This is a genomic window from Pseudomonas sp. JV414, assembly GCF_032424305.1.
In the GTDB taxonomy this organism is placed as follows: domain Bacteria; phylum Pseudomonadota; class Gammaproteobacteria; order Pseudomonadales; family Pseudomonadaceae; genus Aquipseudomonas; species Aquipseudomonas lini.
In genome coordinates this window covers 328,785-350,573 of sequence record NZ_VYKC01000021.1, presented here as the reverse complement: position 1 = coordinate 350,573, position 21,789 = coordinate 328,785, and the positions used below count along the sequence as shown (strand labels likewise).

Sequence of the window (21,789 nt, the reverse complement as noted above, 5' to 3'; positions counted from 1 at the left end):
TGAAAGAAGTAAGCGTCTGCTCACGAAAAAGTGGCGCGGAGTATGGCGAATCTGCGCCTGAGAATCGATATGGCAATGTCCGATCAATTCTGCTCAAGCTGCTGTATCAGTTCTTGAGTTTCATCGATCAACCCCATGCCACATCCGCCCCTACCAACGCTTCGACTCAGGACAAATCATCTAGCAGGCCATCTTCGCGAAGCAAGTCGACGATTACATGTTCATCGACCGCGTAGACACCACGCGAAGCCTTCCAAACCAGTTTTTTCTCCTGCAGGGCTATGAGTGCTTGCTGAACACCTGGGATTTCGACCTTCACATTGCTTGCATCGATGCCGGCTTTTTCCATCGCTTTGGCATATAGCTCCATAGTCGGGGCTTCGAAGGGCGCGTAGCTTTCGCCTTTTGCACTCATGACACGAATAACGGCGGACTGGATGGGGGTCAGGCTATGAATCACCTTTTTGAGATTCGCATTGAGTTCATCTGCTTGCGCTCGGACAAGCACGGCGAAACGCGTCGGGATGGCTTGCGGGTTCAAGGTCAGGTCAAAACGGATTTCGTCGGCAGCCGCGCCCAGTAGTTCAGGACGATATCCGCTTTCCTGGAACAGTTGGAATACCTCAGAAGGATCGAGCGCATGCTCTAGGTCAAGGTTCGCGCAGAACCAGTCAATGAAATCTTTATCCAGTGTGGGAAATTGCACCATGGATGCCCCGAAGAATGCCTGATCCTTGCTGTTACGCAGCATGGCCAGTTTGTCCCGATTTGATCCGGTGCACACGATGCGAAGACCATGATGCTTCGAGCTGTTGAGTTCATCCCTCGCCGCTTTGAGTGCAAAAAGGGCTGCCACACCGTCATCCGTGGTGATCGCGTGTTGAGCTTCGTCGATCATCAGGACAATCATCTGCTTCGACTCATCGGAGAGTGCAATAAGTGCTCTGGTCAGATCGATATCTTTGCCGAGCCCGATTTTGTCCAGGCTGAAACTCAAGCCTCCGACATTTACTTTTTCCATCCCGGAAGCTTTCGCCAGTCGAGTAATGAATCCCTCATTACGACCGACTGCTTCACGGATAGCCTCGACGATGACAACACCGGGATCTTTCGTCAGGTCTTTCCAGAGGTCGGCATACAACACGATTGCTCCCGCAGCTTCCAAGGCAGGTCGCAAATCTTCTCGCGCAAAAGTCGATTTCCCGGTACGCCTTGGTGCTGCCAAGAAAACCCCGGAGCTGGCAGCACTACCCACCGCAACCTGCATTATCAGCTTGGAAAGACGCGCAGCCAGGATTGGACGGTGGTACAGGATTTCGAGCGTCATAGTGGGCCTTGGTAAAATTCTATAGGTAATTATAGAGCGATTATAGGATTGCTACGGCATAGTTCACGCCTGGTTTATAGTGCTTTATAGAGCGATTATAGAGCAATTATAGAAAAGCCCGAAGATCCAACCTCACTTGGCGCACATACTCAGCATCACCAAAACCAGCAAACCAATATAAACCCGCGCATGTATTGGGTCCGGTATCCGCCCGATCCACGGCGTGGCCAGCCGAATCCCCACCAGCGACCCAGCCGTCAGCACCGCAAACGCCAGCACATCCACATAACCGACAAACCACGGCCCCAAATCAAACTCGGCAAACCCCGCCATCGCCATGTAGGTCAGCGTCCCAGCTACCGCAACCGGCAGACTCAACGGATTGGCCATCGACGTAGCCCGAGACATGCTCAGCCCACATCGCCGCAACAACGGCACGGTCATGACGCTGCCGCCCACGCCGAGAAACGTGGCGATGGTGCCGATGCCTACACCGCCGCCCGACACTTCTGCCCTGCCCAATTGCCGTGGGATTACAGCGTCGGACTGTGTGAGAAAACCGCGTCGGAACAGGCAGTCCAGAATCGTCACGCCGAGGTAGGCGATGAAGGCATAGCGAATCAACTCGCCACTCGTCCACATCGCTGCAATAGCTCCGACGATAGCGCCCAGGCCGATGAACCCGCCTAACGGCCACACGTAATGGCGAATGAGATTACCGGCGCGGTGATGTTTTGCGGTGGCTATCAGGGCGTTGACGATCATCACGCAGGTCGAGGTGGCCACGGCGATGTGCATCGCCGATTGGCTGATGGGATCGTCGGCGCCGTGGCTGGCCGTGAGCATGCGGTACAGCAAGGGCACGACGACGAATCCGCCGCCGAAGCCGAACAGCACGGCAGTGACGCCGGTCATGCAGCCGAAAAGTGCCAGCAAGAGGTAGAAGAACATTGCGCGTCGTCCGTTGGTTGAGAGTGGCCGACGATAGAGCGATGGGGCTTGGCCTACTTCAGCAAGTCAGCCAATAATGTTTGCGTTTACGCCAACCGCTGGATGCCGCTCAATGCGCAATGTTTCGATTGATCTGCTGGACGACACGCCACGGCCGGTGGTGGCTATCGGCACGGATTACCCCGACGGTCGTCTGTTGCCGCGCCATACCCATCGGCGGGCGCAGTTGTTGTACGGCGCCACCGGGGTGATGCAGGTGAGTACGCACGACGGCAATTGGGTGGTGCCGCCGCAGCGGGCGGTGTGGATTCCGCCGGGGGTGGCGCATGAGGTGTTGATGCTGGGGGTGAGTACTCGCAGCTTGTACATCGAACCGGGGGCGGTTGATTTGGGCAATCGCTGCCAGGTGCTCAGTGTTTCGCCGTTGATGCGGCATTTGCTGATGGAGGCGGTGGAGGTTGCGCAGGAGTACGACGAGGCCGGGCGCGATGGTGCGCTGATCGACTTGCTGCTGCATGAACTGGCCCGTAGCGCTCATTTGCCGTTGCACATTCCGTTGCCTATGGATTCGCGGCTGCTTGGGTTGTGTCAGATGTTTCTCCAGCATCCGAACGCTCATCAAGCGCCGCAGCAATGGGCTGATCAGTTGCATATCAGTTTGCGTACTTTCAATCGTTTGTTCCGCCAACAGACTGGCCTGAGTTTCAGCCAATGGCGGCAGCGGGCTTGTGTGGTGCTGGCTTTGGCGCGGCTGGCGGTGGGCACGCCGGTGACGCGGATTGCGCTGGATTTTGGCTATGACAGCCCGGCGGCGTTCTCGACCATGTTTCGTCGGGTGCTGGGGCAGGCACCGTCCGTTTGGTTGGATGGGGCGAAATAGCGAGCTCGCGGCAAACGCAGAACCTGTGGGAGCGTGGCTTGCCCGCGAAGAACGATGACGCGTAATACCTGAAAAACCGCGGTGCATTCTTCGCGGGCAAGCCACGCTCCCACAGGTTCTGCGTTTGGCACTTCATTTTCTTTACTGATCGGTCTTAGCCACTGCCTTGTTCTGACAGCAACTCAAAACTCTGCTCCTTCACATCCTGGGAATCCAGACCGATTTGCACCCGGAACTCGCCCGGCTCGGCGACGTGTTCCAACTGGGCGTTGAAGAACTTCAAGTCGTTCTCGTTAATGCTGAAATGGACCGCTTTTTCCTCTCCGGCCTTGAGCATGATTTTTTGAAAGTTCTTCAGTTCTTTGACCGGGCGGCTGACGGAACCAACGACATCGCGGATATACAGCTGAACCACCGTTTCGCCGTCGCGCTGGCCGGTATTTTTCACTATCACGCTAGCGACGAGGTTGTCGGTCTTGCTCAGTGTGGTCGAAGACAGGGCCATGTCGGTCAGGCTGAAATCGGTATAACTCAGCCCATAGCCGAAGGGATAAAGCGGACCGTGGGATTGATCGAAATATTGCGACGTGTAGTTGCGAAGCGCACCCGCTATGTAGGGGCGACCGGTGTTCAAGTGGCTGTAGTAATTCGGGATCTGCCCCACGGAGCGTGGAAAGGTGATGGGTAACTTGCCGGACGGGTTGTAGTCCCCGAACAACACATCGGCAACGGCGTTGCCTCCCTCGGAGCCGCTGTACCAGGTTTCCAGAATCGCATCGGCCTGTTTCTGCTCCTTGCCGATGGACAGTGGTCGGCCGTTCATCAATACCAGTACCAACGGTTTGCCGGTGGCTTTCAGGGCGGTGATCAATTCACTCTGGCGCCCAGGCAGATCGAGGCTGGTTCGACTGGCGGCCTCATGAGACATACTGCGGGGCTCGCCCACCACCGCAATCACGACATCGGCTTGCTGTGCAGCCTTGACCGCTTCGTCAATCATTTCTGCAGCCGGACGAGGGTCGTTCGCGATTTCGGACACGCCCTGGTACTCCAGGTATTTAACAACCTCCTGATCCTCCTCGAGATTGGCGCCCCGGGCATAGATCAGCGAGCCCTGGGTCATCGCGCTTTTCAGGCCGTCGTAGATCGTTACCGATTGCGCGGGCACGCCGCTTGCGGACCAACTGCCCATGATGTCGACGGTACTTTTTGCCAACGGACCTATGAGCGCAATCACGCCCTCTTTTTTGAGCGGCAAAAGACCGTTTTCATTCTTCAGCAGCACCAATGTCTTGCGTGCCACCTCACGGGCCTGGGCTCTGTGCAGACGGTATTCGGCATTGTTGTCAGCGGGGTCTTCACTGGCAACGCCGATGCGCCGGTAAGGGTCTTCGAACAGGCCCATGTCGTACTTGGCCCCCAGCACTTCCCGTACCGCGTTATCGATATTGCTCTGGGAAACAGCGCCAGACTCAAGCAGCCCGGGTAGCTCCGGACCATAGGAGAAGTCGTTCATGCTCATATCAACGCCGGCCTTGATCGCGAGCCTGGCCGCTTCGCGGTGATTCTTCGCAACACCATGCTGAACCAGATCGTTGATCCCGTTATGGTCGCTGATGACCAGCCCCTTGAAGCCCCATGCTTTGCGCAGCAGGTCTTGCATCAACCAGGCATTGGAAGCGGCTGGTACGCCATTTATCGAGTTGAGCGCCACCATCATCGCCCCCGCGCCACCCTCAATGGCCGAACGATAAGGTGGCAGGTAATCCTGGTGCATTCTGGCCAGGCCCATGTCGACGCTGTTGTAGTCGCGCCCACCCTCGACAGCCCCATACAACGCGAAGTGTTTGGCGCTGGCCATGATGCTGTCGGGTGCGTTCGGGCTTGCGCCCTGGTAGGCCTGAACCATCGCTTTGGCAATGCGCGAAACCAGATAGGTGTCTTCGCCGAAACCTTCGGAGGTGCGCCCCCAACGAGGATCCCGGGCGATATCTATCATCGGGGCGAAGGTCATATCGATACCGTCCGCACTGGCTTCTTTTGCCGCTATCCGACCGCTTAACTCGATAGCGCCAATATCCCAGCTGGATGCCAACGCCAGGCCAATGGGGAAAATGGTTCGATGGCCGTGTATCACGTCCCAGCCGAAAAACATCGGTATTTTCAGGCGGCTTTGTTGAGCCGCGTCCTGCATGGGTCGATTTACGTAGCGGCTCACTGAGCCGTAGGTACCACCGATTCGCCCGGCGGCGATCTCTTCGCGTATCTTTTCGGGCGTCATCTTTTCATCAATAGCGATCAGCCGCAGTTGGCCGATTTTTTCCTCCAGAGTCATCTGATTTATCAGGTTGCTGACAAAGGCCTCTTTGCTCAACGATGCCATATCAGCCACGACGGGCAGACTTGTAAAACCAATCAGGGCACATAGCAGACGTAGTCTTTTCATGATTCCCTTCCCTGCATAACGCTGTGACGCACTGCGTCATAAACGCCACCTTTCCCTGTATTGAAAATCAGAAAGCTGACGTTCAATCATTGCTGCTGACGAGAGTTGAAAGCCTTGAGCTTTCAGGGTCCCGCATAGAAACAGCGTAGTCGCTCCCAGGCTCCTGCCTGAGTGAAAGGTGTAATCGATCAAAAAATGAGTTTGATCCGGGATCAAAACAACTGTACAAAAACACAGTACATTTTGAATCAGCACTCTCGAGCCCGGAGAACACCATGGCCACTCTTGCGATGAAAATCACCCTGGAACGTATCGCCCTCTTCCAGTTCACCCCCGCCCACTGCGCCCAGGCCCGAGCGATGCTGGGCTGGAGTGTTGAAGAGCTATCCGAGGAATCCGGGGTTTCGGTTGACGCCATTCAGCGTTTCGAGGCTGAACGCGATGTGCTGGACGTCACCCGGCTGGCGTTGGCGTATCGGTTTGAGTCGCAAGGTCTGGTGTTCTTCCCGGGATTTGCACCGGGTAGAGGGATGAACGTGAGAGGGTCGACACCGGATCCGGTGGGGCGGGCGGATTATGCGATGGTTGAGTGAGTGAAGTTATCGATTGAAGGGTTTGCGCAGGATCACGCAAAAGGAATCATCCTGAGCATGACATACCGGACCAGTGAAACCGCAAACTCACTGGCCCGGTTACATCCCTTTACTGCTGTTTAAATGCCGGATTCTGGCGTTCTAACGAAGCCTGTTCATAGCTGTAAGCCAGCGCCAGCAGTTTAGGTTCACTCCAGCGCGGGCCGTAAAAGAACACGGAGGTGGGCAGGTCGCCATTCATGCCCGACGGGAGTGTGATCGCTGGGTAGCCAGCTGCTGCGGCACTGAATTGCGAGTAGCCGTCGGCATCGGCGACCAAGGCGTCCAGATTGTGCTCGGTCAGTTGCTCATCGATGGCGCCCTTGAAGTCGGCCGTGAACGCCGCGAACAATTCAGTCGCCTGTGCGTGGGTCATGTCCAGTTCGTTGATTTCCTTGAGCATCTGCTGACCGTAACCTTCGGGGCCAGGATTGAGTTCGTTGAAATCAATCAACGCTTGAAGCGTCTGGATCGGCAGCCCGGAGCGGCTGGCCAGGTACTCGGGCAGCTCATGTTTCATGCCTGCCATGAGCGCGTTGAAGTAACCGTCAATGTTCGGCAGCCGAACTTTTAATGGCACCAAAGTAGCGCCTTGCTCTTCCAGCGTGGCCAAGGCCATCAGGAACTGAAAATCGGGACGAAGCACGGTGCCATTCGGCCCCGTGTACTCGACCGGATAACCGATTCGTTTACCCTTCAATGCGTCCGTGGCGAGTAATGCGGTGTAATCGATACCCACCGGGGCGTCGCCGGTTGCGGCGTCCGAGGCATCGACACCTTGCAGGGCGTTGAACATGAGCGCAGCGTCACGAACGGTGCGCGTCATGGTGCCGGGAGTGTCTTGCAGGCGTGTGATCGGGATGATGCCGGAACGGCTGAACAGCCCCAGTGTCGGCTTGACACCCACCACGCCGTTGGCCGAGGCCGGGCAGGTGATCGAGCCATTGGTTTCGGTGGCAATGGCCAGCGGTGCGAACCCGGCGGCTACGCCTGCAGCCGAACCGGAACTGGAACCGCATATTTCGCCGCCCAGTACGTGGGGATTTTTCCCTTGGCCGCCTCGGCCACTCCAGCCATGGGGCAAGCCCATTTGCCGAACGTAAGCCCATTCGCTCATGTTGGTTTTGCCGAGAATGACCGCACCTGCGTCACGAAGCCGCTTGACGACAAACGCATCGTTTGCCGCTGGTTGGCCGATCATGGCCAATGAACCCGCGCTCGTTTGCATCGTGTCTGCGGTATCGACGTTGTCTTTAAGCAGAACCGGAATCCCGTGAAGCGGACCGCGAACTTTTCCGTCCTCACGTTCTTTGTCCAAGGCCGTCGCAATCTCGATGGCCTGGGGATTGAGTTCCATGATCGCGTTGATCGCCGGCCCTTGCTTGTCCAGTGCCTCGATACGCGCCTGCAAGTGCTTCACCAGGGCTACAGAGGTGAGTTCGTTACGCTCCATCTGTGCAGTGAGTTCACTGACACTCGCGTATTCGAGCGCGTTGACCGCGGTTGATGTTGCAGCGATGTCATCCGCATAAGCGATACCCGTGACCGAAATCAGAATGGCCTGGGCCAGCACCGTCATGCGTTTTTTGAAACAGTCTTTCATGTAAAGCGTCCTTGTTATGGCTAATCACGAGTGAGTCATTTCACTCGCCGCACAGCCTACCGAAGCCGCAGGAAACGGCTGTCAGCAACAAGGAACAGGGGCCGTACGAAAGTTCATCCAGACTTGTAGCCGCTATAAGCCACGCGCCCTTTTTCCTTCATCGTACTTTCCAGATCCAGCCACCAGGTGCGCCCACGCTGCGGATCCATCACATTGAACGCCTCGCCCATCTGCGGCGTGGTAATCGATACGCTCCGCTCCCAGGCCAACGCCAAAATACGGTCGAAAGGTTCGTACCAGGCGTGCATCGACAGGTCGAAGGTGCCGTTGTGGATTGGCAGCAACCAGCGTCCTTTAAGGTCTATGTGCGCTTGCAAGGTTTGCTCGGGCTGCATATGAACGTGCGGCCACTCGGCGTTGTAGGCGCCGGTTTCCATGAGCGTGAGGTCGAACGGGCCGTACTGTTCGCCGATGCGTTTGAAGCCGTCGAAGTAGCCGCTGTCACCACTAAAGAAGATCCGCGTGTCGCCATCGATCATCACCCACGACGCCCAAAGGGTGCTGTTGCCGTCGAGCAGGCCACGACCGGAAAAGTGTTGCGAAGGTGTAGCGACGAATTGAAGGCCATCGACCTCGGTGCTCTGCCACCAATCCAGTTGGCGCACTTTGCTGGCCTCGATACCCCATTTGATCAGAGTGTCGCCCACACCCAACGGTGTGAGGAAGTACCGGGTCTTGCCCGCCAGTTTGAGGACGGCCTGATAATCGAGGTGGTCATAGTGATCGTGGGACAGGATCACCGCTTCAATCGGCGGCAGGTCTTCGAGGCTGATCGGCGGCTGATGGAAACGCTTCGGGCCGGCCCATTGCACCGGAGAGGCACGCTCGGCGAAGACCGGGTCGGTGATCCAGAACTTGTCTCGCAGTTTCAGCAGCACGGTGGAATGACCAAGGCGATAGACGCTGTGGTTAGGCGCGGCGATCAACGCAGCCTGGGTCAGGGTTTGCACCGGGACGGGAGCGGACGGACGGGTGTCGCGCGGTTTGTGGAAGATGAAGTTCCACAGGATGCGCAAGGTTTTGCGAAAGCCTTCGCGCGGCACCGGCACATGGTTTCGGTACTGCCCTTGAGCCTGTCGTGAAGCTTCAGGCGTTGAGGCGTTATCCGCTGGAGAAGTTGAAGTGGCCATGACTGAATGACTCCAGAAAAACCGCACGATTGACGATTTTCCGTTTGGGACGATAAATGGCCAAGGCACGCACGCATCAGCCGGAGATTCTATTTTTCGCTGCGCAGGATTAACGAAACATTACACTGCACAGTGTAGTTTCAAGGTTGCATCAAAGCTGATCACAAGTAAACTACCAAGTGTAATTCCCCACATCTTCCTGCCTAAGCGTATTTATGACAGCTCCACAGCGCCTCACTGACCGAAAACGCGAAGCCATCATCCAGGCGGCGATTGCCGAATTCCGTGCCAACGGTTTCGACATCACCAGCATGGACAAGATCGCCGCCACCGCTGGCGTGTCGAAGCGCACCGTGTACAACCACTTCCCGAGCAAGGAAGAGTTGTTCGCCGAAATCCTTAATCAATTATGGGCGCGGGTAACGGCTGAACAGGAAGCGGCCTACCGCCCTGACCTGCCCCTGCGCGATCAGTTGCGCCTGATGTTGCAGGCAAAATTGCAGATGCTGGCCGATGACAATTTTCTCGACCTGGCACGGGTGGCGATTGCCGCCACCATCCATTCTCCCGAGCGTGCGCAAAACATGGTCGCCCGAATGAGTGAACGCGAAGAAGGCCTGACCGTGTGGATTCGCGCTGCCCAGGCCGATGGCCTATTGAAACCGGTCGCACCCGACTTCGCCGCGCAACAGGTCCAGGGATTGCTCAAGTCTTTTGCGTTCTGGCCGCAGATATCCATGGGCCAGCCAGGCTTGTCGCCCGAGATGCAGCACACCGTTGTGGAGTCGGCGCTAGATATGTTCCTGGCGTGTTATGAGCTCTGAATCGAGCCTGCAAAAAATGACAATGTCCGCGGCTTTATCGCTGATTGATCGCTCTGATTAGAAACATCGAAATGTGTTTCAGAATGAAACTGGCGCCGGGGCTATAGTGAGCCTCAGTCCCAGCGGCCATGCAGAGAGCACTATGAGCACCCCGTCCCACGAAATCGAAACCACCGGCCCCGTCGATCACCTGCGCTTTCATCGTCCTCACGCTCATCTGGCACCTACTTTCGGTACCGACCGTTTTGCCCTGCGCGCCGAGGCCTTTGCGCGGTTCTTCGGCACGCCGACGTTTCTTGGCGCCCAGACCCTGATCGTGGTGGTCTGGATTTGCCTGAACTTGTTTGGTGTGACCGATTTCGATGTGTACCCGTTCATCCTGCTCAACCTGGCGTTCAGCCTGCAAGCGGCCTATGCCGCGCCGCTGATTCTGCTGGCCCAGACGCGTCAAGCGGCGCGGGACAAAGCCCAGTCAGACGCCGATGCGCGACATCGTGAAGCCTTGGCCGTGGCCAACAGCGATCGTCAGGCCCAGGCCGCGCGACACACCGCGCAACTGTTGGAGCTGCTGGAGCAAAACACCCGGCTTACCGAAATCACCAAGACCCTGACCGAGCGTATCGAAAGCCTGACGTCGGAAATGCATCAACACTTCGTAGGCAAAGAGCCGCCGAAGGCGTGATCCGACTCAAGGCAACTTCAGCGCCAGCCCCAACTCATCGAACAACGTCACCACCGAGCGCAATGCGCGGCAGTCTGGGCGAGTGAGCAACCACAGTGCGGTGTCGTAACCGTGCAAGGGCTCGGTCAACGGTTGCAGTCCATCACCGATGAGGAAGTCCGGCAATGCCGCGACACCCAGCCCGGCCCGCACCAACTCGGTCACCGACAACATGCTGTTGCAGCGATAGCTCGGTGTCACGCCAGGCAATTGTTGACGTCGCCAGGCGACGGTGGGGTGATCGGGCAGGAAGTCGTCCGGAGCGATCCAGGTCAATGCAGCCTGATCGTGGGAATCAACCGATTGCAGATAGGCCGCGCTGGCACAGACCCGGTAGGAAATATCCGCCAGCCGCCGGCCAACCAAATGCTCGGGCGGTGTGCGGGTCAGCCGCAAGGCGATGTCGGCATCGCGACGGCTGAGGTTGGCGAAATCATTGGAGGTGCAGAGTTCGATGGTCAGCGCGGGGTAAGACGGCATGAACCGCGCCAGTGCCGGCAGCAATAAACTTTGCAGGACTGAATCGGTGCAGGTCAGGCGCACAGTGCCGCTGATGATTTCACCGCCCTGCTCCACGCCAACGCGCGCCGCCTCCAGCGCTTGTTCAGCGCGCTCAGCCTGCTCGGCCAGGGTCTGCGCCAGCGTGGTCGGCAGGTAACCGGCGCGGCTCTTTTCGAACAGCTGCTGGCCCAACGCGGCTTCCAGTCGGCGGACGGCGCGAAACACCGTTGAGACGTCGACTTTCAACAACGCCGAGGCCCGGGCCAGAGAGCCGCCGCGCACCAGGGCGAGGATCAGGGACAGGTCCGGGTAGTCCAATCGATAGTGCGTCGGTGCATTGATCACTTGGAGTAACGCCAATACTGATTGCGTGAACGCCAATCTATAGTGGGTGCCAGGAATCAACAAGCGTCGAGATCACTCATGGAAACCAGCGTCATCCGCATTGCCCTGATCGGCGATCACGACCCACAGGTCACCGCCCACCAAGCCATTCCCGTCGCCCTAGGCATGGCCGCCGAACACTCAGGCAAGGACATACAGTTTCAATGGTTGGCCACCAACAGCATCAACGTGGATACGCCACTGGACGATTTCGATGGCTTCTGGTGCGTGCCCGCCAGCCCATACCGCGACATGGACGGCGCGTTACGGGCGATCCGTTTTGCCCGCGAGCAGCAACGACCTTTCCTCGGCACTTGCGGCGGTTTTCAGCACGCGGTACTCGAATTCGCCCGCAACGTTCTGGGCTGGAACGATGCCGAACACGGCGAGACATCGCCCGATGCGACGCGAGCATTATTCACGCCGCTGACCTGTTCGCTGGTGGAAGCCGTCGACAGCATTCATTTGGTTGAAGGCTCGTTGATTGCCAAGGCGTACGAAAAAGCTGAGATTCGTGAGGGATATCGCTGCCGTTATGGCGTGAATCCTGAGTTTGAACGGGAGCTACTGAAACAGCAGTTGCACGCGGTTGGCCACGATTCGGCGGGGGATCTGCGGGCGGTGGAGCTAAAAGATCATCCATTCTTTGTCGCCACGCTGTTCCAACCGGAACGCGCCGCGCTCAAGGGTATTCTGCCGCCGTTGGTACGCGCGTTGATCGAGGCTTGTGCGAGGCAAAAATCATGATCGCCCAGACACCGGCAACGCCTTACTACGCCGTGATTTTCACCTCGCTGCGCACCGACGGCGATCACGGTTACGAACAGGCCGCCGAACGCATGGTGGAACTGGCCCGGGAGCAACCCGGCTTCCTTGGCATGGAATCGGCCCGGGGTGCGGATGGGCTTGGGATTACGGTGTCCTACTGGGATAGCGAAGCGGCGATCCTGGCCTGGAAACACCATCCCGAGCACAGCGCGATTCGCGAGCGCGGGCGTTCGACCTGGTATTCGGCGTGTCATACGCGGGTATGTAAGGTTGAGCGGGCATATGCGTTCAAACAGTAAATGATGCGGTGTTCTGGAGGCCGTCTTCGCGGGCAAGCCCACTCCCACAGGGGATCTCCTGCGCACACAAGATTTGTGCCCAACAGGGATCAAATGTGGGAGCGGGCTTGCCCGCGAAGAGGCCCGATCTGACACCACAAAACCCTCACCCCCGCACTAAACTCCTCACCGCCGTAATCTGCGGCACTTCCCGCCGATCCATATACACCCGCAACGGTTCGGTGATGTTGATCCGGTCGTCGATGTTTTGGTCCAGCAGCAACTGGACCAGTTCGCGCTTGAGCGTCATGGTCTGCTCGGGGCCGGGTGCCCAGACGAATTCACTGGTGGGGATGATGCCGTCATCAGCCACGTCCATGCCGAACGAGTCTTCGCTGAAGCGCACGATGTACTGGCCGGTCTTGCGATTGAGGCCAACGAAGCCTTTGAGTTGGTCGGCGGCCTGGCAAATGAGCTGGGAAGTGATGCGCATGATAAACCTCACAAAAGGTCGCAAAGGACCGGTGATCGATGGTTTACACGCAGGGCAAGCGAACGGGTTTCCCTCTGCCGGGGAAATTACCGGAACCAAGAGTACTGCAAAGAAGCGCACAAAAGCGCTGAAAAAAAATGCTTTAAATACGTTTATGTCGGTCTGGCGATAGCGCAAGCGGCGCTCAGTTGTTAAAAGATACGTCTTTGAAAACCCATCGCAAAAGGACTTCGACCATGCCTGTCACCTTCACCAAGAGCGCCCTGCTGCTGAGCCTGATGCTCGGCCTCGGCCAGGCACAGGCCGCCAGCGAGCCAAGCCCCACCGCACTGGCGACTCGCCTGGGCATTCCGCACCCGGCAGTGATCGCCCACCGTGGTGCGTCTTTCGATGCACCGGAATCCACCGCTGCGGCCTACAAACTGGCCCGCGATCTGGGTGCCGACTACCTGGAACTGGACCTGCAACGCAGCAAGGATGGCGTGCTGTTCGCGCTGCACGATAACAACCTGCAACGCACCACCGATGTCGCCACTAAATTCCCTGAGCGCAAGGACAGCCTTGCCAACGAGTTCACTATCGCCGAACTCAAAACCCTGGATGCCGGCAGCTGGTTCAACAGCGCTTACCCGGATCGCGCACGCCCGAGCTACGCGGATCTGAAGATCCTGACCCTGGACGAAATCATCGACATTGCCCAGGGCAACCCGCTGCACAAGCCGGGCCTGTACATCGAAACCAAAGAACCGAAGCAGTTTCCCGGCATCGAGCGTGACCTCAAGGATAAATTGCAGGACCGCGGCTGGCTGAGCCCTACCGGCTCAAAACTGGCGAAGAGCAATCTGGCGGTCGGCCAGGGCAAAGGCAAAGTAGTGCTGCAAACCTTCGAGAAGAGCAGCCTCGAGCTGCTCGAGAAGGAAATGCCGCAAGTGCCGAAAATCCTGCTGCTGTGGGTGGGCGAAGGCAGCATCGAGCCGAAATCCAAAGTGACGTTCGCCGAGTCGGGTGACAAGGATAAAGCAACCTACTACGCCAAGCAGGAACCGAAAGACAAAGCCGAGTTCCAGCAATGGGTCGAGTACGCCAAGGCTCAGGGCGCTATCGGTACCGGCCCTTCGGCTGCACTGACCAAGGGTGGCGATCAGAGCTATTCAGACCTGGTGCAACCGTGGATGAACCAGTACACCCACGATCAGGGCCTGCTGGTGCACGTCTACACCATCGACGATGCCGTGGATTACCAGAAAGTGGCGGATGCCGGTATCGATGGCATCTTCACCAACCGCGCCAGCGAATTGCTGAAGTTTTATAAGCGTCCGGCGGCGGCGAGCGTTGCGCAGTTGTTGCAGAACAACGGGTATTGATCGGCACCAGACACGACACCGCGTCGTCTCCATCGCGGGCAAGCCACGCTCCCACAAGGTCCGCGCAAAACCTGTGGGAGCGTGGCTTGCCCGCGATGACATTGGTTCAGGCAAAGGGAATTTAAGGGTGGATTAAGTTACACCGATTAACCTGATCCCACTTAAACAGCTCATCCAAGGAAAGAACTTCATGAAAACTTTAACTGCCCTGTTCACCGCTGCTGCCCTGACCCTCACCGCTGGCCTGGCCCAGGCTGACGTTCGCGTCGACCAGATCCCTGAGTTGGTCAAGAGTGGCAAGATCAAACCTCTGGAAGAAATGAACCAGGCCGCCCTGAAGTTGCACCCGGGCGCCACGATTACCGACACCGACCTGGATAACCACTTCAACGGCTACGAATATGAAGTTGAACTGCGCATGGCTGACGGCACCGAGTGGGATGTGGACTTCGACGCCGCTACCGGCAAGGTTTTGAGCGACAAACAAGACAAGTGATTCATCTGCAAAAAGCCGCACGATCTTCGGGTCGTGCGGCTTTTTTGCGTTCGGCATCAGGCCGTTCGCTGAAGCGACGAACGAAGCCGCGACAATTCGCGCAAGCCCGCTAGAATCCCTCAAAACCATTCGGCATGTTGAAGCAGAGAACCACGGATATGGGGCAAACAGCGGCAGCAGACATCGCCACAATCAGCCGGATCAGCGCGGTGCCGGCAATTCTTCAGGTGATCAGTGAGTTGACCGGTTTGCGGTTCGCAGCGGTGGCCCGTGTTACCGAGGAGGCCTGGACTGCCTGCGCAGTGCTTGATCGACTGGATTTCGGTTTGCAGGTGGGCGATGAGCTGGACCTGGTGTCCGCCCTGTGCAATGAAATCCGCCAGGGCCACCACTCGGTGGTGATCGACAAGGCCAGTGAAGATCCGCTCTACCGCAATCACCACACGCCTCAGGCCCATCCATTCGAAAGCTACATTGCCGTCCCGATATTGCGCACTGACGGGCGCTTTTTCGGCACCCTTTGTGCCCTTGATCCTAACCCTGCGCCACTCAAGTCCAGCACGATCCAGAGCACCATGGAGTCGTTCGCCCGAATGCTCGCGCTGCAGATCGAAGCCGAAGAAAACCTGCAACGGACCGAAGCGGCGCTGATCAAGGAACGCAAAACCACCGAGCTGCCTGAACAATTCATCGCCGTGCTCGGCCATGACCTGCGCAACCCCTTGTTCGCCATCAGCGCCGGCGCCGAAATGCTCCTGCGCAAAGTCTCCGACCCGGCGAATGAGCAACGGGCCCGGCACATCCTCACCAGCGCCCGACGGGCGACCAAACTGGTGGATGATGTGCTGGACTTTGCGCGGGGCTCACTGGGCCGAGGCATTCCCGTAAATATCGAGCCATGTCCGGACCTGGGGGATGCCCTGCGGCATGTGATCTCCGAGATCCAGAGCATTCACCCTAAACGCATCATTCAATCGTCGATTGGCGACCTGAGCAACATCCATTGTGATCGCGAACGGGTTGCGCAATTGCTATCCAATCTGGTGGCGAACGCCGTTATCCACGGAGATCCCAACGGCCCGATCGAGGTCAGTGCGCAGGTCAAGGAAGGACACTTTGTGTTGGGCGTAAAGAATCAGGGGCTGATTGCCGAAGATGCGCTGCCGCATCTGTTCCAGCCCTACTCGAAACCAGCCAGCGCAACACCGCAGACCGGCCTCGGGTTAGGGTTGTACATTGCCAGTCAGATTGCGCAGTCCCATGGGGGGAAGCTGGAGGTCAGCTCGATAGAGCAAAAAGGCACGCTATTCAACTTCAGCTTTCCTGTGCTTGCCGCCATAGAAAACCCTACGCGGCAGGATTGACCTTCAATTTCAGAAAGGGGGAACGAACGCTATTTCCATTGCTACTGATGATCATGTAGTAGGCGTCCACATCACCTAGCGTTATGAAACGCTTCTCGACTTGAAAGAGCACACCATTTGGGATTTCGACTTCAGTGATGGAATGTTCGAACACCTTTATATCGTTCCAAAACACGGTTAGCGAATCACCGTTTTCATAACCCTGATTACCTTCTACTTTCGCCCGCAAACCGATAGGCAAGGAAGGTTCGGTAACTTGCCCGTCGTATCCAACTAACGGGGTCATTCCGTTAATATGCAACTTGCTCAATACCCGATCAATAGACATGACACGCTCCCTGTAGGTTAAGCAGCGCCACTGCGCTGGCAACGCGATCAGACGCTGACACCTCCATTTCGTCTACTGCCAGAACTAACAGGTACCCTCTGAATCAAGGGGTTCGAAACGACGAACCCGACCAACGGTCATGCCTGCTGGCCGGAATCTCATGCCGAAGTACTGACCACGACCCCGCCGTACACGGCCATTTTCACTAGGCGCTCAACCGCGCCGTCACCTCATTCAACTGCCCCGACAAGCCGTGCAGATTGTGGCTGGCCGCTTCGGTGCGCTGCACGTTGTCCAGGTTGGTGCTGGCGATGCTGGTGATTTCGGTGAGGTTGCGCGAGATATCTTCGGCCACCGAGGTCTGCTCTTCGGCGGCGGTGGCGATCTGGCGGTTCATGTCGCGAATGGCTTCCACGGCATGGGTGATGCGCTCGAGCATGGCGCCGGCCTGGGTCACTTGCTCGACACTTTCTTCGCTGCGCGACTGGCCGCTTTCGATTGCCTGGGCCGCGTCCACCGCACCGGTTTGCACGGTTTGAATGATCTGGTTGATCTCGATGATCGACGCCGCCGTGCGCTGGGCCAGGCTGCGTACTTCATCGGCGACCACCGCGAAACCACGCCCGGCCTCACCGGCGCGGGCCGCTTCGATTGCGGCGTTGAGCGCCAGCAGGTTGGTCTGTTCGGCGATGCCGCGAATCACTTCCAGCACTTTACCGATGCGCCCACTGTCGGCTTCCAGACGACGGATGACCGTGGCGGTGTTGGCGATTTCGCCGCGCATTTGGGTGATGGTGTGAATCGTGCCCTGCATGACTTTTTCGCCCTGCTGAGCGGACTGGTCGGCGTCATCGGCCGCACGTGCCGCGTCGGCTGCGTGACGCGCGACTTCTTGCGCGGTGGCGGACATTTCGTTCATCGCCGTGGCCACCTGATCGGTGCGGTTAAATTGCTCGTTGGTGCCGCTGGCCATGAGGCCGGCAATCGAGTTCAGCTCGCCGCTGGCGCTGTCCAGATCCGTCGCGCTGCGCTGCAAACGGCTGAAGGTTTCGGCGAGGAAATCGCGCAAGGTGTTGGCAGCCTTGGCCAGGTTGCCCAACTCGTCCTGACGGGTGCTGGCCACGCGCTCGGCGAAGCGCCCTTGGCTGAGTTGTGCCACATAGTCGATCAGTTTACGGATCGGCTCCACCAGGTTGCGGTTGACCAGCCACAGACTCAACAGGCCAATCAGCAGACCCGACACCAGCATCACCACGAGCCCCAACAACACCGTCTGATCGGCGCTGGCACTGATCAGCTTCGATTGCTCGATGCTCTGCTTGCGCAGTTCGCTGACCAGTTCATTCATCTGCTCGCTGGCGGCACGGTCCACGCCTTTGACCGCGTTGTCGCCGGCCGCAGGGTCGGCACCGGCCGACACGTAGGCATCACGACCCTTCTGATAGGCCGCTCCTAATACACGATGCTCTTCACGCAGACGCTCGATGCGAGTCTTGAGTTGCGGCTCGATGCCCTTCTGCCCGGCCAGTTCACCGAGGATGCCCTGCACGTCGCGCTGGCGGTCCTCGAACTGCTTCCAGTATTTGTCCAGGTTCGCAGGTTCCTTGCCGCGCAGCAGAACGTTCTTCCACTCCTGAACCTGCACCTTGAATTGCAGGTTGGCTTCATCGATCAATTGCGACGTGCGCAACGGACCTTCGATCAGGTTCGCGTAGCTCTGAACGCCGCTGGACAGAAAGTGAAAGCAGGCCAAAGCGATCAGCAACATCGCCAACAGACTGCCGCTCAACAGCGCGAGGATTTGCGCTCTCAGGGATTTTTGCAAAAACATCGAGTGATATCTCATGACAGGGATAAGGCACGCCCAAGTGGGGTGCAAGATGTCCAGACATCCCTGTCAGCGACACTGGTTCACCACCAGAATCGGAAGATCAACATCACCCACATCGGCGGGCCAGAGCCTTTCTTGAGCCCTTCCGACCACCGGTAGGAGGCGGATTTCCGGCGCCATTCAACTGTCACAAAACCTTCAAACTACGTTGCGATGATGGGGCTCAAGTGAACCTGTGAAACCCGCGACAGGCGCCTCCTCCAGCGAGACCTCATGAACCACAGCATCGACCAGCGCCATCGTGATTCCGACCTGTTCGGCCTGCTTTACGGCTTCAGTTTTCGCCCCGGCGAGCGTGGCCGAGAGATTGATTCGGCCAAGGCGCTGCACTGCCTGCAACAACCAGACGACAGCGACGAATTCCTCTGGCTGCACCTGAACCTGGCCCATGCGGCGTGCGAGCGCTGGATGAAAAGCCATCTGGCCTTGCCCGATGAATTTTTCGAAGCGTTGCATGAAGGTTCTCGCTCGACGCGCATCGAGCATGTCGATTCGGCGTTGCTGGCGGTGGTCAACGACGTGGTGTTCAACCTCAGCAGCATGGTCTCTTCGGATGTCTCGACGCTGTGGGTCTGTGCCCGCAGTCGGCTGATCATCAGCGCGCGCCTGCAACCGCTGCACTCGGTGGACAAGTTGCGTTCTTCGGTGAAGGCCGGTGAATGTTTTCGCTCGCCGCTGGAGCTGCTGGTGCATTTGCTGCGCGATCAGGGTGAAGTGCTGACGCAGATCGTGCGCAAGACCAGCCTCAGTGTCGATCAGATCGAAGATGAGTTGCTGTCTTCGCGGCTCTCGAACAACCGCGCTGAGCTGGGCGCCAATCGCCGCGTGCTGGTGCGCCTGCAACGGTTGCTGGCGCTGGAGCCGGGCTCGTTGCTGCGCCTGCTCAATCGCCCGCCGCAATGGTTGCAGAAGGAGGACGTCAAGGAGCTGCGCAAGTCCACCGAGGAGTTTGCGCTGATCATCAACGACCTCACGGCCCTCGGTGAACGGATCAAGCTGTTGCAGGAAGAAATCGCCGCCAACCTCAACGAACAGAGCAACCGCACGCTGTTCACGCTGACCGTGGTCACGGTGCTGGCGCTGCCGATCAACATCATTGCCGGTTTCTTCGGCATGAACGTCGGCGGCGTGCCGCTTTCCGGCGATCCAGAGGGGTTCTGGATTCTAGTGGCGCTGGTCGCAACATTTACCCTGATTGCCGGACGCTGGGCGTTTCGCAAGCGCCAGGATTATTGAATCCTTCGGCCCCACTGATACATTGTGGCGAGGGGGCTTGCCCCCGTTGGGCTGCGCAGCGGCCCCTATCCGGTTTCGTCAGTCAGACCGCATTCTCTGGTTTACGACTGCTTCGCAGCCGAACGGGGCGGTGCGGCGTTCCGACAAGCCCCCTCGCCACAGGTATTGTGAAACCCCAATATCGGATGGACGCCGCCGAATTTCGCCGTGGCCTGGTCTGGGTCTTCAACTTTCTGGGGGTGTTGCTTTCGAGCGGCGCGGTGGCGTTCGGAAGAACAAGGTCGGCTACTTCGACGCCGACACCACTGGCAGGCTCCCATAGGTCATGTGTTGGACAGGATGATTTGCCCCAGCCACTCCATGAACGCCCTGACCCGTAACGGTAAATGCCGTTGCCGGGCATAGAGCAGCGAGACTTCCAGAGCCGGAGCGCTGAGCTGCGGTAATACCGCGACCAGCTCACCACTGAGCAGGTACGGTTTCATGCCTATCATCGGCGCCTGAATCAAACCGAAACCACCCAGACACGCCGATTCATAAGCATCGGTGTTGTTCACCGTCACGCTGCCGGCCATCGACACTCGATGCAGCTTGCCCTCCTCCTCGTACAGAAAACCTTCCGACCGCGCACCCAGTACGCCGACGTAATGGACCAGCCGATGCTGCGCCAAATCCTCGAGCGTTACGGGTATGCCATAGCGCTGCAAATATGCGGGACTGGCGCAGTTGGCCATCGCAAAGTCGCAGAGGTGGCGAGCGACCACCGATTGATCCGGTTGCGTGCCGACCCGCACCACACAATCAAACCCTTCGCTGAGCAAATCGACCCGGCGATCGGTGCTGCTGATCTCCAGTTCCAGATTGGGGTGTTTTGCCATGAATTCCGGCAGACGTGGCATTACCACCCGGCGTGCCAGAATGTTTGGCATGTCGATGCGAATCCGCCCGATGAGTGAAGCTGCGTCCTGGCGAAACAGCCCTTCGATTTCGTCCATGTGCGAAAGCAAATCCTTGCTGCGTTCGTATAGCACTACGCCGTCCTGGGTTGCCTGAACCTTGCGCGTGGTGCGTTGCAGCAGACGTGTGCCCAGCAGCATTTCCAGGGCCTGGACGTGCTCGGACACCGTAGACCTGGGCAGCCCCAGACTTTCACCCGCGAGGGTAAAACTCGACATTTCGCTGACACGGACGAAGGTGCGCAGCAGTTCCAGTTTGTTCATGGGTCGACCTTCTATTGTTCGGATTAACCGACCAGTGATTCCGATTCCAGCCTATTTATCACCCTATGGCGGATAAATAAACTTCCTCCACATCATCACTCACCGCTCTTGAGGAAGTCCCATGAACCGTAAAATCGCACTGATCACCGGCGCCAGCCGCGGCCTTGGCAAAAGCGCTGCCCTGCACCTGGCAACCCAAGGCATCGACATCATCGGTACCTACAACAGCCAGGCCGAGGACGCGCAGGCACTGGTCGCGGAGATTGAAAACCTGGGAGGGCGCGCCGTCATGCTGCAACTCGACGTCGGCCAGAGCGAACGCTTCGCCGACTTCAGCACTCAGGTGGGGGAGATGTTGCGCCAGAACTTCGATCGCCAGCGTTTCGACTTTCTGATCAACAACGCCGGTATCGGCGTGCACGCGAACTTTATCGACACCACGGTGGCGCAATTCGATCTGTTGATGAGCATCCATTTGAAGGGACCGTTTTTCCTCACTCAAAGCCTGCTGCCGTTGATGGCTGACGGTGGGCGCATCGTCAATATTTCCAGCGGTCTGACCCGTTTCAGCTTGCCGGGTTACGGCGCCTACGCGGCGATGAAGGGCGCGATGGAAGTGCTGACGCGTTACCAGGCCAAGGAACTCGGTGCGCGCAACATCGCCGTGAATACGTTGGCGCCGGGTGCCATCGAAACCGATTTCGGCGGTGGGACGGTGCGCGATAACAATGACGTGAACAGCTTCATCGCTGGCAATACAGCGCTGGGGCGCGTGGGTAAGCCGGATGATATCGGGGCCGCGATTGCGCTGCTGCTGGCTCCGGGTGGCCAGTGGATCAACGGGCAGCGCATCGAGGCTTCAGGCGGGATGTTTCTGTAAGGCCAAACCTGT

21 protein-coding genes and 1 pseudogene are annotated in these 21,789 nt (G+C 58.1%); 12 read left to right on the top strand and 10 right to left on the bottom strand.

The features are described from left to right. Nucleotides 1-166 precede the first annotated feature (166 nt). Nucleotides 167-1,327: an ATP-binding protein gene (locus F6R97_RS23690; protein WP_315867175.1), complete on the bottom strand. Its 1,161-nt coding sequence runs from the start codon at nucleotides 1,325-1,327 to the stop codon at nucleotides 167-169. A 132-nt stretch (nucleotides 1,328-1,459) separates the two neighbouring features. After that, nucleotides 1,460-2,278 (bottom strand): sulfite exporter TauE/SafE family protein, encoded by an 819-nt coding sequence (locus F6R97_RS23685; RefSeq protein WP_315867174.1) that lies wholly within the window; start codon nucleotides 2,276-2,278, stop codon nucleotides 1,460-1,462. A 112-nt stretch (nucleotides 2,279-2,390) separates the two neighbouring features. Between F6R97_RS23685 and F6R97_RS23680 the strand changes: the two genes are divergently transcribed. Further along, nucleotides 2,391-3,158 (top strand): helix-turn-helix transcriptional regulator, encoded by a 768-nt coding sequence (locus tag F6R97_RS23680; protein ID WP_315867173.1) that lies wholly within the window; start codon nucleotides 2,391-2,393, stop codon nucleotides 3,156-3,158. 154 nt (nucleotides 3,159-3,312) lie between these two features. Here the strand turns inward: F6R97_RS23680 and bglX are convergent, their stop codons facing one another. Beyond that, nucleotides 3,313-5,541: a beta-glucosidase BglX gene (bglX, locus tag F6R97_RS23675; RefSeq protein ID WP_409999808.1), complete on the bottom strand. Its 2,229-nt coding sequence runs from the start codon at nucleotides 5,539-5,541 to the stop codon at nucleotides 3,313-3,315. Nucleotides 5,542-5,879: 338 nt separating this feature from the next. Here bglX and F6R97_RS23670 point away from each other — a divergent pair, with 338 nt between their 5' ends. Then, complete coding sequence (locus F6R97_RS23670) at nucleotides 5,880-6,197, top strand: helix-turn-helix domain-containing protein (protein WP_038979406.1); 318 nt, start codon at nucleotides 5,880-5,882, stop codon at nucleotides 6,195-6,197. 109 nt (nucleotides 6,198-6,306) lie between these two features. On the opposite strand, the gene F6R97_RS23665 is transcribed toward F6R97_RS23670, so the two are convergent. Next, nucleotides 6,307-7,839: an amidase family protein gene (locus F6R97_RS23665; RefSeq protein ID WP_315867171.1), complete on the bottom strand. Its 1,533-nt coding sequence runs from the start codon at nucleotides 7,837-7,839 to the stop codon at nucleotides 6,307-6,309. Between the two features lie 113 nt (nucleotides 7,840-7,952). Continuing rightward, nucleotides 7,953-9,029, bottom strand: coding sequence for an MBL fold metallo-hydrolase (locus tag F6R97_RS23660; RefSeq protein ID WP_038979404.1), 1,077 nt, complete (start codon nucleotides 9,027-9,029; stop codon nucleotides 7,953-7,955). Between the two features lie 215 nt (nucleotides 9,030-9,244). On the opposite strand from F6R97_RS23660, the gene F6R97_RS23655 reads away from it, so the two are divergent. Continuing rightward, nucleotides 9,245-9,853, top strand: a complete 609-nt coding sequence (locus F6R97_RS23655; RefSeq protein WP_038979403.1) for a TetR/AcrR family transcriptional regulator — start codon at nucleotides 9,245-9,247, stop codon at nucleotides 9,851-9,853. 142 nt (nucleotides 9,854-9,995) lie between these two features. After that, the gene (locus F6R97_RS23650) at nucleotides 9,996-10,535 is read left to right on the top strand and encodes a DUF1003 domain-containing protein (RefSeq protein ID WP_315867170.1); all 540 of its coding nucleotides are present in this window, start codon (nucleotides 9,996-9,998) and stop codon (nucleotides 10,533-10,535) included. Between the two features lie 6 nt (nucleotides 10,536-10,541). Here the strand turns inward: F6R97_RS23650 and F6R97_RS23645 are convergent, their stop codons facing one another. After that, nucleotides 10,542-11,483, bottom strand: coding sequence for a LysR family transcriptional regulator (locus tag F6R97_RS23645; protein ID WP_315867169.1), 942 nt, complete (start codon nucleotides 11,481-11,483; stop codon nucleotides 10,542-10,544). Nucleotides 11,484-11,498: 15 nt separating this feature from the next. Between F6R97_RS23645 and F6R97_RS23640 the strand changes: the two genes are divergently transcribed. Together F6R97_RS23640 and F6R97_RS23635 are read left to right on the top strand one after the other, a co-directional pair. Beyond that, the gene (locus tag F6R97_RS23640; RefSeq protein ID WP_315867168.1) at nucleotides 11,499-12,206 is read left to right on the top strand and encodes a CTP synthase; all 708 of its coding nucleotides are present in this window, start codon (nucleotides 11,499-11,501) and stop codon (nucleotides 12,204-12,206) included. Beyond that, complete coding sequence (locus F6R97_RS23635; protein ID WP_038979399.1) at nucleotides 12,203-12,526, top strand: antibiotic biosynthesis monooxygenase family protein; 324 nt, start codon at nucleotides 12,203-12,205, stop codon at nucleotides 12,524-12,526. The genes F6R97_RS23640 and F6R97_RS23635 overlap by 4 nt, the downstream gene beginning before the upstream one ends. A 145-nt stretch (nucleotides 12,527-12,671) precedes the next feature. On the opposite strand, the gene F6R97_RS23630 is transcribed toward F6R97_RS23635, so the two are convergent. Continuing rightward, on the bottom strand, nucleotides 12,672-12,998 hold the full coding sequence (locus tag F6R97_RS23630; protein ID WP_048394118.1) for a DUF2025 family protein: 327 nt from the start codon (nucleotides 12,996-12,998) through the stop codon (nucleotides 12,672-12,674). A gap of 236 nt (nucleotides 12,999-13,234) precedes the next feature. Here F6R97_RS23630 and F6R97_RS23625 point away from each other — a divergent pair, with 236 nt between their 5' ends. From F6R97_RS23625 to F6R97_RS23615, 3 genes are all read left to right on the top strand, one after another. Next, nucleotides 13,235-14,362 (top strand): glycerophosphodiester phosphodiesterase, encoded by a 1,128-nt coding sequence (locus tag F6R97_RS23625; protein WP_038979397.1) that lies wholly within the window; start codon nucleotides 13,235-13,237, stop codon nucleotides 14,360-14,362. A gap of 190 nt (nucleotides 14,363-14,552) precedes the next feature. Beyond that, complete coding sequence (locus tag F6R97_RS23620; RefSeq protein WP_038979396.1) at nucleotides 14,553-14,858, top strand: PepSY domain-containing protein; 306 nt, start codon at nucleotides 14,553-14,555, stop codon at nucleotides 14,856-14,858. Between the two features lie 158 nt (nucleotides 14,859-15,016). After that, nucleotides 15,017-16,222, top strand: a complete 1,206-nt coding sequence (locus tag F6R97_RS23615; RefSeq protein WP_315867198.1) for a GAF domain-containing sensor histidine kinase — start codon at nucleotides 15,017-15,019, stop codon at nucleotides 16,220-16,222. Here F6R97_RS23615 and F6R97_RS23610 read toward each other — a convergent pair. Together F6R97_RS23610 and F6R97_RS23605 are read right to left on the bottom strand one after the other, a co-directional pair. After that, on the bottom strand, nucleotides 16,206-16,550 hold the full coding sequence (locus F6R97_RS23610) for a hypothetical protein (RefSeq protein WP_315867167.1): 345 nt from the start codon (nucleotides 16,548-16,550) through the stop codon (nucleotides 16,206-16,208). The two genes, F6R97_RS23615 and F6R97_RS23610, sit on opposite strands and share 17 nt — an antisense overlap. A 205-nt stretch (nucleotides 16,551-16,755) precedes the next feature. Next, nucleotides 16,756-18,381 carry a methyl-accepting chemotaxis protein gene (locus F6R97_RS23605; RefSeq protein WP_050683217.1) on the bottom strand — a complete coding sequence of 542 codons (1,626 nt, stop codon included), beginning with the start codon at nucleotides 18,379-18,381 and terminating at the stop codon, nucleotides 16,756-16,758. A 273-nt stretch (nucleotides 18,382-18,654) separates the two neighbouring features. Here F6R97_RS23605 and F6R97_RS23600 point away from each other — a divergent pair, with 273 nt between their 5' ends. Beyond that, nucleotides 18,655-19,677 (top strand): transporter, encoded by a 1,023-nt coding sequence (locus F6R97_RS23600; RefSeq protein ID WP_038979393.1) that lies wholly within the window; start codon nucleotides 18,655-18,657, stop codon nucleotides 19,675-19,677. Nucleotides 19,678-19,869: 192 nt separating this feature from the next. Continuing rightward, a pseudogene (locus F6R97_RS29680) lies at nucleotides 19,870-19,949 on the top strand (hypothetical protein); the annotation flags it as partial. Between the two features lie 51 nt (nucleotides 19,950-20,000). On the opposite strand, the gene F6R97_RS23595 reads toward F6R97_RS29680, so the two are convergent. After that, a complete protein-coding gene (locus tag F6R97_RS23595; RefSeq protein ID WP_038979392.1) occupies nucleotides 20,001-20,897 on the bottom strand; it encodes a LysR family transcriptional regulator in 897 nt (298 codons plus the stop codon). Nucleotides 20,898-21,018: 121 nt separating this feature from the next. On the opposite strand from F6R97_RS23595, the gene F6R97_RS23590 reads away from it, so the two are divergent. After that, entirely contained in the window at nucleotides 21,019-21,777 is a 759-nt protein-coding gene (locus tag F6R97_RS23590) for an SDR family NAD(P)-dependent oxidoreductase (protein WP_038979391.1), read from the top strand. Nucleotides 21,778-21,789: the final 12 nt, after the last annotated feature.

Bases quoted from the DNA above. Each gene is read 5' to 3' on its own strand.
- F6R97_RS23660 (WP_038979404.1), bottom strand. From the start codon at position 9,029: ATGGCCACTTCAACTTCTCCAGCGGATAACGCCTCAACGCCTGAAGCT.
- F6R97_RS23640 (WP_315867168.1), top strand. From the start codon at position 11,499: ATGGAAACCAGCGTCATCCGCATTGCCCTGATCGGCGATCACGACCCA.
- F6R97_RS23625 (WP_038979397.1), top strand. From the start codon at position 13,235: ATGCCTGTCACCTTCACCAAGAGCGCCCTGCTGCTGAGCCTGATGCTC.
- F6R97_RS23590 (WP_038979391.1), top strand. From the start codon at position 21,019: ATGAACCGTAAAATCGCACTGATCACCGGCGCCAGCCGCGGCCTTGGC.
- F6R97_RS23595 (WP_038979392.1), bottom strand. From the start codon at position 20,897: ATGAACAAACTGGAACTGCTGCGCACCTTCGTCCGTGTCAGCGAAATG.
- F6R97_RS23650 (WP_315867170.1), top strand. From the start codon at position 9,996: ATGAGCACCCCGTCCCACGAAATCGAAACCACCGGCCCCGTCGATCAC.
- F6R97_RS23690 (WP_315867175.1), bottom strand. From the start codon at position 1,327: ATGACGCTCGAAATCCTGTACCACCGTCCAATCCTGGCTGCGCGTCTT.
- F6R97_RS23620 (WP_038979396.1), top strand. From the start codon at position 14,553: ATGAAAACTTTAACTGCCCTGTTCACCGCTGCTGCCCTGACCCTCACC.
- F6R97_RS23610 (WP_315867167.1), bottom strand. From the start codon at position 16,550: ATGTCTATTGATCGGGTATTGAGCAAGTTGCATATTAACGGAATGACC.
- F6R97_RS23630 (WP_048394118.1), bottom strand. From the start codon at position 12,998: ATGCGCATCACTTCCCAGCTCATTTGCCAGGCCGCCGACCAACTCAAA.
- F6R97_RS23670 (WP_038979406.1), top strand. From the start codon at position 5,880: ATGGCCACTCTTGCGATGAAAATCACCCTGGAACGTATCGCCCTCTTC.
- F6R97_RS23615 (WP_315867198.1), top strand. From the start codon at position 15,017: ATGGGGCAAACAGCGGCAGCAGACATCGCCACAATCAGCCGGATCAGC.
- F6R97_RS23635 (WP_038979399.1), top strand. From the start codon at position 12,203: ATGATCGCCCAGACACCGGCAACGCCTTACTACGCCGTGATTTTCACC.
- F6R97_RS23655 (WP_038979403.1), top strand. From the start codon at position 9,245: ATGACAGCTCCACAGCGCCTCACTGACCGAAAACGCGAAGCCATCATC.
- F6R97_RS23600 (WP_038979393.1), top strand. From the start codon at position 18,655: ATGAACCACAGCATCGACCAGCGCCATCGTGATTCCGACCTGTTCGGC.
- F6R97_RS23605 (WP_050683217.1), bottom strand. From the start codon at position 18,381: ATGTTTTTGCAAAAATCCCTGAGAGCGCAAATCCTCGCGCTGTTGAGC.
- F6R97_RS23685 (WP_315867174.1), bottom strand. From the start codon at position 2,278: ATGTTCTTCTACCTCTTGCTGGCACTTTTCGGCTGCATGACCGGCGTC.
- bglX (WP_409999808.1), bottom strand. From the start codon at position 5,541: ATGGCATCGTTGAGCAAAGAGGCCTTTGTCAGCAACCTGATAAATCAG.
- F6R97_RS23665 (WP_315867171.1), bottom strand. From the start codon at position 7,839: ATGAAAGACTGTTTCAAAAAACGCATGACGGTGCTGGCCCAGGCCATT.
- F6R97_RS23680 (WP_315867173.1), top strand. From the start codon at position 2,391: ATGCGCAATGTTTCGATTGATCTGCTGGACGACACGCCACGGCCGGTG.